Source organism: Bradyrhizobium sp. (genome assembly GCF_019242285.1).
Classification (GTDB): Bacteria; Pseudomonadota; Alphaproteobacteria; order Rhizobiales; family Xanthobacteraceae; genus Bradyrhizobium.
In genome coordinates, this window is sequence record NZ_JAFAVV010000730.1 from 1 (window position 1) to 9,154 (window position 9,154).

The 9,154-nt window shown below is 66.7% G+C and carries 6 protein-coding genes and 1 pseudogene; 4 read left to right on the forward strand and 3 right to left on the reverse strand.

What is annotated here, in order from left to right:
* Both JOY90_RS29600 and JOY90_RS29605 read right to left on the reverse strand, forming a co-directional pair.
* A partial coding sequence (locus JOY90_RS29600) for a di-heme-cytochrome C peroxidase (RefSeq protein WP_291694637.1) occupies positions 1 to 861 on the reverse strand: 861 nt, incomplete at its 3' end.
* A gap of 503 nt (positions 862 to 1,364) precedes the next feature.
* Entirely contained in the window at positions 1,365 to 4,313 is a 2,949-nt protein-coding gene (locus JOY90_RS29605; protein WP_291694638.1) for an AAA family ATPase, read from the reverse strand.
* A 321-nt stretch (positions 4,314 to 4,634) separates the two neighbouring features.
* Here JOY90_RS29605 and JOY90_RS40220 point away from each other — a divergent pair.
* The 3 genes and pseudogenes from JOY90_RS40220 to JOY90_RS29620 all read left to right on the forward strand — a co-directional run.
* A pseudogene (locus JOY90_RS40220) lies at positions 4,635 to 4,760 on the forward strand (tetratricopeptide repeat protein); the annotation flags it as partial.
* Between the two features lie 318 nt (positions 4,761 to 5,078).
* The gene (locus JOY90_RS29615) at positions 5,079 to 5,468 is read left to right on the forward strand and encodes a hypothetical protein (protein WP_291694640.1); all 390 of its coding nucleotides are present in this window, start codon (positions 5,079 to 5,081) and stop codon (positions 5,466 to 5,468) included.
* Between the two features lie 145 nt (positions 5,469 to 5,613).
* Complete coding sequence (locus JOY90_RS29620) at positions 5,614 to 6,618, forward strand: aldo/keto reductase (protein ID WP_291694641.1); 1,005 nt, start codon at positions 5,614 to 5,616, stop codon at positions 6,616 to 6,618.
* A 13-nt stretch (positions 6,619 to 6,631) separates the two neighbouring features.
* Here JOY90_RS29620 and JOY90_RS29625 read toward each other — a convergent pair whose 3' ends face one another.
* Positions 6,632 to 7,432, reverse strand: a complete 801-nt coding sequence (locus JOY90_RS29625) for a molybdopterin-synthase adenylyltransferase MoeB (protein WP_291694642.1) — start codon at positions 7,430 to 7,432, stop codon at positions 6,632 to 6,634.
* A 94-nt stretch (positions 7,433 to 7,526) separates the two neighbouring features.
* On the opposite strand from JOY90_RS29625, the gene JOY90_RS29630 reads away from it, so the two are divergent.
* Complete coding sequence (locus JOY90_RS29630) at positions 7,527 to 8,912, forward strand: serine protease (RefSeq protein ID WP_291694643.1); 1,386 nt, start codon at positions 7,527 to 7,529, stop codon at positions 8,910 to 8,912.
* Positions 8,913 to 9,154 lie beyond the last annotated feature (242 nt).

Consider the following 9,154-nt stretch of genomic DNA (forward strand, 5'->3'; position numbering starts at 1 on the left):
GGGTTTTGGCTCGAAGGTGGCAAAGGCCAGCGCCTGTCCGGTGTTCCGGGTCAGCGCGAAAATGTCGTTGCCGTTGTTGACGAAGCCGGCCCAATCGGTCTTGTCCTGCAGCGGCGAATTCCACAGGAACGGAAACCGCACCGCGGCGTCGCCGACCTTCAGGTTGTCCGGGATCAGCAGATCGGGCGGCGGTCCGACGTCGAGCCCGGCAATGCGGTTGAAGATGATGCCGATGGCGTCGATGCGTCCGAGTCCCCATTCGTGCGGGGCTTGCGGCAGCGTGCCAGTCACGAAGGCATCGAACCGGCGATGCCAGGCATCCACCTTCTGGTGCAGCCCCGCGACGTCGGCGGCCGCGGGCGTCGCGGATTGCAGGACTGCGGCTGCAAAAGGTGCGAACGCTGCATCGCTGGCAAGAACATCTCTTACCGCGCCGTTGAGATCGCTCAGGAAGGCCTGGAAATCGATGAAGGCAGGACCGCCATCGATGCGGTAGGTCTTGTTGTCAACCACGACATCACGGGTGTGACACGCGGAGCAGGTAATTCCGACGATCTGGAATCCCTTCGGACCGGCGGTGTGGATGCCGATCGGAAGGTTGGCCGTGGCCCCCGGATTCGGCAGGAAACCGTAGCGGGCCAAGCCGTCGGCAAGGAACGGCTGGCCGTCCCGTTGCTTCAGCGCCTGCATCCAGGCGAGATTGATCAGCCTCGAGCCTTGGTCGCGCGTGTAGAAATCGGCCCGGGTTGCCGCCGTCCAATCCCTGCCCTGATCGGCGAAAATCTGATCGCCGAAGGCCGGCCCGATCATCGAGAATGCCGCCAGAATCGCAAAGCCCATCAGCAAGACGACACGATGCACGGCATGCCCCTCAATGAACGATGGCAAGACGAAACGATGGTGACCTTCCATCATGAAGGTCCGTTGACGAAACAGACACTGCGTCGATACCGCAATGGCGAAAAGGGAGGAATGATTGAACCGCCCACGCGTTCGACTCAATCTCGTGAGCAGGTGGACCGGACCGGACAATGGTGGGCCGGTCGGCGCGCGGCCCCCGTAATTGTACGTGGAGACGGCCTCGCGTCAAGGTCGTTGCCCCCACGTGGCACCTGTCATCACCCGCCACCGAAGCCGCGAGGGATTCGAGGCGTGCGGCGGGACAGGGAGTGAGCCGAGCTGCCGCCACGCTCTCCCTGTCATCACCCGCGAAATGGGTAATCCAGCATCCCAGAGACAGCAGAGCTTGAATCGGCAGGTCGCGGCGTGCTGGGTCGCCCGGTCAAGCCGGGCGACGACAGCGGACCCGGACGGTCGGCCGCGCCATCGCGGCTGCGACCGTCGTCGCAATTGGGACGCGCGCGCTAGCTGTAGCGGCCGGGCGAGAAGGCGTGGCGCGAGACGTCGAGCGCCGGGGCTACGGGCGGCGATATGTCCCAAGCGACGATGCCGTACTGGCCGCAGATGGCGTGGATTTCGGCGAGCCCCTCGGCGATGCCGGGCGCCTCCGGATTCGTCTCGGCGAGGAGCCGCGCCCGCAGGCCGAGACATTCGACCGTCAGCCATGGATTGCCGATGGTCCTGGCAATGGAAAGCGCGTGATCGAGCGCAGACAGCCCGCGCTCGGATTCCCCGCTCCGGACCAGGGCTTCGGCATAGCCCGCATAGAGATAGCATACCTCCATCTGGCCGGTCCGCAGATGCATCCCGCTGTCCATGCAGGCTTCCACCAGGCCGACCGCCTGTTGCGGCTGACCCGTGCGTGTCAACGCGGTCGCCAATGCTCCGGTGAGGTTGGCGTTGATCGTATCGTAGCCGTTGCGCTCGACGACCTCCCTGCCGATCGACAGGCATTCCACGGCTTCGTCATTGCGATGAAGCATGAGGAGATTTCTCCCCATCGTGATCCGTGACAGCACCTCTCCATACTGGTCCTGCTCGCGGGACGCGATCCCCAGCGCACGGGACGCGAATTGGAGCGCCGCCTCGTATTGCCCCGTTGCATTCATGAACCAGCTCCTGATGGCCAGGACGGTACATTTCGGGCTGGCCGGCGTTCCGAGCCGCGCGGTCTCGAGCTCTCCGGTGAGCATTTCGTTCAGCTCGGCGATCTCGGCGATCGCGCGGTCGACGTGACCCATTCCGTGCAACACGTGGGCCATCACCGCCTGGTTCGAGAAGATCAGCGCCGGCTGGCCGAGCGCGCGCGCCGTCTTCAGTCCCTCGGTCGTGACCTGCAGCGCCTCCTCGTACCGTCCCTCGAACCAGTACACCGCCCCGAGCTGCGACTGGACGCTGCACACCTGGGCGGCCCTGTGCTGCCGCCGGGCGAGCTCCAGGGTGCGCGGCAGGTGCATGTTCACCTTGTCGACTTCCCCAAGCTGCAACATCGACGCAAAGCTTAGTCGGCCGAAATCGACATATCGCTCCTCGGCCGCGCCCCCGAGACGCTCGATGAGCTTCAGCGCCCGGTCGTAGATCAGGCTGAGCGACGATGCGGCGGCGTTGCGACGCGCCTCCACGGCCGCCTCCCAGAGATGGCCGAGCGCGGCCTCGGCATCGCCCGCCTCCTCTGCGTGGAAGGCCAGCTGCTCGTAGCGGCCATGCAGGTTGGGGTAGCGCCGGATGATCGCCAGGATCGCGGCACGGTGGATTTCCCGGCGCTGATCGCGCGGTATCGTGTTGGCGCAGGCCTCGGCGATGATCTGATGCCGGAAGCGCACGGAGTTACCCGCCAGCGGATGGATGAACGCAAACCGGTCGAGCTCGAACAGCGCGTTGAGGAGCTCGCCTATGTCCACGCCGAGCACCGCGGTAGCCAGTTGGACCTCGACCTCCTCCCCGAGCAGGCTGAGCGTCTGCGCGAACCGCTTGATCTTCGGCGAAAGCCGCTGCAGCCGCGCATGGATCAGGGATTCGACGCTTTGCGGCAGCGACTGTCCGCTGATGGCGTCGGTGGCATCCGCCGAGCGCAGGAACTCCTCCAGGATGAAGGGAACGCCATCGGCGCGATCGAGCGCGCGCGCGAGCACGGTCGGCGGCCGGTCCTTGTTCCACAACTGCCGTCCCAGGGTTTCCATATCGGGCCGCGACAAGGGCTGCAGATGAATGACCGACTCCGCGATATCGGCCGCGTCGTTCAGGGCCTCGGGCCGGCCGGTCAGCAGGATGCAGAGCGGCTGTAGAGTATTCGCGCGCGCGAGCAGCTTCAGGAAATGGCGGCTTTCAGGATCGATCCATTGGATGTCCTCGATCAGCAGCAGGGTTGGCCTGCTGAGCGCCAGTGCCAGGAAGGCCGAGACCAGGGCGCGTCCAATCTGAGTCTGCGTGCTGTCGCTCGGGCGTTGGCGCGGCGGTGACTTCTCCACGACGAACAGGGTTTCCAGCACCTTGCGGTCGCCGGCATCGAGCCCCAGCCCCGCCAGCGCCTCGCGGACATGGTCGTCCGACGACAGGCTGCCCGCCACGAGCAGGTCGCCCACCAGGGCCCGGGCAGCGGCGAATGCGGTGACGCGCCGCTGGACTGCGCCGTAGAAGACGCAGCACCTCACATCCGACGTGAGCGCGTCGGTCATCGCGGCCGTGGCGAGGCGGCTCTTGCCGATTCCCGGCTCGCCGAGCAGTGCGATGGAACGGCTCCTGCCGCCCCAGCGCGGCAGCCGCTCGCGAAGCGCCGCCAGCTCGTTGACCCGATTGACGATCGCGGTCTGATAACGGCGCGCGACGACGTTGTGGTCGACATCCCTCGGCCTGGCATTCAGCCGGTAGACCTCGATGAGCCGGTTGCCGATTCGCGCGGGCGTCATGCAGGCCGCAAGCTCGAGCGGCGATCGGCACAATTCAGCGGTTTCCGCGCTGAGGCGGACCTCGCCGGGCGACGATTCCTGCTGCAACTTGGCGGCGACGTGCACGGTGGCGCCGGCCACGTCGAAGCGATAGATCGCATCGGGGCCGCCCTTGCGCAGACCGACGAGGCCGGAATGAATCCCGACGCGAAAGTTGACCGGATCCCCGCCCGGTCCGGTCGCCTCGCGGTGAGTCTGGATGTCCCAGGCCGCGATGCAGGCGCGATCGGCATGATCCTCATAGGCGGTCGGCCAGCCGAAGATGGCAATCCCACCGTCCCCTGCATAGTGGACGATCTGCCCGCCGAACCGCTCCACGGAACGGCGGATGTGGTCCAGCCATTCGTCGAGGAACGCTTGCGCCTCGTCGGGATCACAGGCCGCAATGTGGCGGGTCGAGCCCACCATGTCGACGGCGAGAACCGTGATGATGTTACGCTCCGTACTCGTGGCACTACCGACGGCCATCCGCTCGCCCCGTGGACTCTGACTGGCTCCTGCCACACCTAGCACGAGGCGCCGATAGTCCGCCATCTGCGATGAAGCAAGCGCGGATGCAGGAGCGCTTGCGCGGGGCGATCGCCGCGGCTGGCGGGCGCAGGGAGTGATCGATCGAAGCTTCGCGCATTGGTGCACCTCGCCGTCGCTTCTGGCGATTGGCCGCCGGCGGTGCTACGGGCAAGGCTGAGTATCGTGTCAGAGTCCCGTGCCCAAGCCTCCCTCCTCCTCCGGCCGCGGACGGGTCCATTCCCGCTCAGGCCTGCTCGAGCGAGCCGCCTCGCCTTGCAAATGCGGCAATTCGCCGAGGCGGAACAGCTCGCCGCCGAGGTGCTGAAGGCGAGCCGGACCGACGCCGCCGCCGTCTCGATCCTGGCCAGGGCCCTGATGGCCCAGGGCCGCGGCGAGGCCGCGATCGCGCCGCTGCAAAGGACCGCGCGCCGCGCCGGCGATCGGGCCGTCGAAACCCTGCTCGGCGCAGCACCGGGAAGCGCCGGACGCCGCAGCGAGGCGATCGACCAGTTGCGCCTGACCACGGCACGGCGGCCGCCATTCCTGCGGCATTTCAGGAACTTGCCGGGCAGCTCGGCAGCGACGGCCGGGTCGGCGAGGCGATCACCGTCATCGCGGCTGCCCTCGCCCTTTCCCCGCACAATATCGATTTGCAACTCGACCTGGCGCGCCTGCACATTCAGCGCATGGCCGCTTCTTTTTCCGCCAGAGCGCGGAATGTCATTGTCCCAGGTGATCTCTCCGTTCGCGATCCTGAGGTCGCAGATCAGCGGAATCAGGAAGCCGCAGGTCATGGCATCGACGAATGGTGGACAGCGCTTGAGCGTATCCTCGTTGCGCGAGCTGATCGCATTGAACGCCTGCGTCGGCATCGCCTTGGGCCAGGCCGGCAAGCCCAATGTCGCCGGGATCGGCGGCGGCAACCTTCCCTCGAGCTCGGCCGGGCAGCGGAAGCTCAGGGTCATCTCATTGTCGGACATTCGCGTTCGACTTATCTTCACACACAGCACGGCCGCACCAGTCGGCAACCGCACCTGGCATGCCGTCGGCGTCGAACGCAGATCAGCGCGCGCATGCGAGATTGAATCGATTCGCACGATCTTGAACTTGTGATTTGCATGGCCGTCGCGATGGAAAGCTCCGCTTTGGCGCCGCCTCCGCAAAGCCTCATCACCATCTCTTGAACGGCGGGCGACTTCTAAGCGGAGGCGTCCTCCGTATACACTCCTGGCTGACCCGTCGACGTCGGAGAGCAACCATGGATCAGCGCACGCTCGGCAAGACCGGCCCCATTGTTTCCGCCATCGGCCTCGGCTGCATGGGCATGTCCGGCGTCTATGGCCCCGCCGATCGGGCCGAAAGCATCGCCACCATTCACGCCGCGCTCGACGCCGGCATCACGCTGCTCGACACCGGCGATTTCTACGGCATGGGCCACAACGAGATGCTGATCCGCGAAGCGCTGGCCTCCCGTGGCGGCGCCGGAATGCAGATTTCGGTCAAGTTCGGCGCGCTGCGCGATCCGCAGAACGGCTGGTTCGGCTATGACAGCCGGCCGGCCGCGGTCAGGAACTTCCTCGCCTACTCGCTGCAGCGGCTCGGTGTGGAAACGATCGACATCTATCGCCCGGCGCGGCTCGACCCCTCGGTGCCGATCGAGGAGACGGTCGGCACGCTCGGCGAAATGGTGAAGGCGGGCTATGTCAGGCACATCGGACTGTCGGAGGTCGGCTCCGAAACCATTCGCCGCGCACATGCGGTGCACCCGATCTCGGATCTGCAGATCGAGTATTCACTCGTCTCGCGCAGCATCGAGAGCGACATCCTGAAGACCTGCCGCGAGCTCGGCATCGGCATCACCGCCTATGGCGTGCTGTCGCGCGGCCTGATCAGCGGCCACTGGTCGAAGGAGCGCAGCCATGCGCAGGACTTCCGCCGCATGAGCCCGCGCTTCCAGGGCGACAATCTCGACCGCAATCTTGCGCTGGTCGAAGAATTGCGCAGGATCGCCGCCGATATCGGCGCTACGCCGGCGCAGGTCGCGATCGCCTGGGTCGCCGCGCAGGGCAACGATATCGTCCCACTTATCGGCGCCCGCCGCCGCGACCGGCTCAACGAGGCGCTCGGCGCGCTGGACGTGAAGCTTTCCGATACGCACCTCGCCACCCTGGCGGAAGCGTTTCCGCCGGGCATTGCCGCCGGCGGCCGTTATGCCGAGTCGCAGCTCGTGCACATGGACAGCGAGCGGCCGATGCGGGCGTGAGACGGCACGGATTTCAACGATGCCCGCTCAAATCGGTGATGGTCGGCCCGTCGCCATTCAGCGGGTTCGCCGGATCGCGTGCGTAGTTCAGCGTCTCGAACCGCATGGTGCGCGCGTCCAGCATCAATAATCGTCCGACCAGGCCCTCGCCAAAGCCGACGATCTCGCGGATCGCCTCCAGCGCCATCATCGAGCCGAGCACGCCGGCGAGCGCGCCCATCACCCCGGCCTCGGCGCAGGCCGGCACGGTGCCGGGCGGCGGCGCCTCGGGAAACAGGCAGCGATAGGTCGGGTTGAACTTGCCGCTGTCGTTCCGCTCATGCGCGCGGATCGTGGTCAGCGAACCGTCGAAGGTGCCGAGGGCAGCGGTGATCAGGGGTTTGCCGGCGAGGAAGCAGGCATCGGAGACGAGATAGCGGGTCTCGAAATTGTCGGAGCCGTCGAGCACGAGGTCATAGCCGCCGATCAGCTCCATCGCGTTGTGCGCGCTGAGCCAGGTGGCATGGGCCTCGAAGCGGACATGCGGGTTCAGGTCGTGGATCCGCTCGGCCGCGGTATCGACCTTGCGCCGGCCGATGTCCGGCGTGGTGTGGATGATCTGGCGCTGCAGGTTGGACAACGACACCACGTCGTCGTCGACGACGCCGAGCGTGCCGACGCCGGCCGCGGCCAGATACATCAACGCCGGTGCACCGAGGCCGCCCGCGCCGACCACGAGCACGGCAGCCTCCTTCAAGGCGGCCTGCCCCGGACCGCCGACATCACGCAGCACGATGTGGCGGGCATAGCGTTCCAGCTCGTCGGCGCTCAGCATGCGTTCGTCTCCATTTCCTGAACCCGGGCGCTGATGGCGCCGGCCAAGCAGATGTGCTTGAATATGGACTATTCAATTACGTCCGGGATTTGTCATGACATCGTGGGGGACGACGGCGCGGACGGTGGCCGTCCTGATATCCGTCGTGGCGGCCAATTCCGCAAGGGCGCAGTTGACCGCGCCCCCGGCCACCGGCGCCAAGCCGAAGGTCGTCACCACCGTTCCGATCCGGCCGGCGCTGCAGGCGCCGACCGATACCGCCAACGCGATGGGCCAGGCCGAGCGGCTGGCGCTGCAATCCGACCTCGCCTGGGTCGGTCAATTTAATGGCGCCATCACCGGCGATGTCAGCGAGCGCATGGTCGCCGCGATCAAGGAATATCAGAAGGCCAAGGGCGGCAAGCCGACCGGCGTGCTCAATCCGCAAGAGCGCAGCGTGCTCGCGGAGACCGCGCGGCGGCACCAGGAGAGCGTCGGCTGGAAGATCGTCACCGATGCCGGCACGGGCGTGCGGCTCGGTATCCCGACAAGACTGGTGCCGCAGCAGTCGAACGACGCCAACGGCGCGAAGTGGAGCTCGCCGAACGGCACCGTGCAGATCGTGCTGACCCGCCGCAAGGAGGCCAACCCGACCACGGCCAAGCTCGCCGACCAGGAGAAGAAGGACCCGCCGGGACGGACCGTCGACTACACCGTGGTGAAGCCGGACTTCTTCGTCCTGTCGGGACTGCAGGGGCTGAAGAAATTCTATCTGCGCGGCACGTTCAAGGGCGACGAGGTGCGCATCCTCACCATCCTCTACGACCAGGCCACCGAGAACACCGTCGAGCCGGTGGTGATCGCAATGTCGAGCGCGTTCAACCCGTTCCCGTCGGCCGCGCAGGCCGGCCCGCCACCCCGCCGAATGGTCGATTACGGCACCGGCATCGTCGTGAGCGAGGACGGCGCGATCGTCACCGATCGTGAGGTCACCGACGGCTGCCTCGCGCTCAAGATTGGCGGCTTCGGTCACGCCGACCGCCTCGCCGACGACAAGGACCGCGGCCTGGCGCTGCTGCACATCTACGGCGCCCGCGGCCTGAAGCCGCTCAATCTCGCCGGCGGCGCGGCGAAATCGACGGTCGATCTCGCCGGCATTGCCGATCCGCAAATCCAGGGCGGCGGCTCGGCCGCGAGCAGCGTCAAGGCAACGGTGACGGCGATCGGCGGCGGCGGCGATCTCGCGCTGTCGCCGGCGCCGGCGCTCGGATTCTCAGGCGCCGCGGCGCTCGATGACAGCGGCAAGTTCGCCGGCATGGTGCTGTCGAGGCCGGTCGTGGTCGCCGCCGCCAGCGCCGGCACGGCATCGGCGACGTCGCAGGCGGTGCTGGTGCCCGGCGATAGGTTGCGCGAATTCCTGAAGGCGAACGGCGTCGACGCCGCGGGCACTTCGACGGATGCCAAGGCATCCGTGGTGCGCGTGATCTGCGTGCGGAAGTAGTTTTGGTGCTTCACCGATCCACGAAGCAGTAGGGTGGGCTAGCTAAGCGGCCACATGCACCGAAGCATGCCACACGACGGCAGAAGCGTGCCCACCATGCGGAGCCCGCGCTGTCGAGCAAATGGTGGGCACGGCCCTTGCGCGCCTCAGCCCACCCTGCGATCTGCGGGGCATGTCGCGTCTCTCACCTCGCGTACTGAACGCTACTCCGGAACTGTCGGCTCGCCGTAGGGATAGAACCG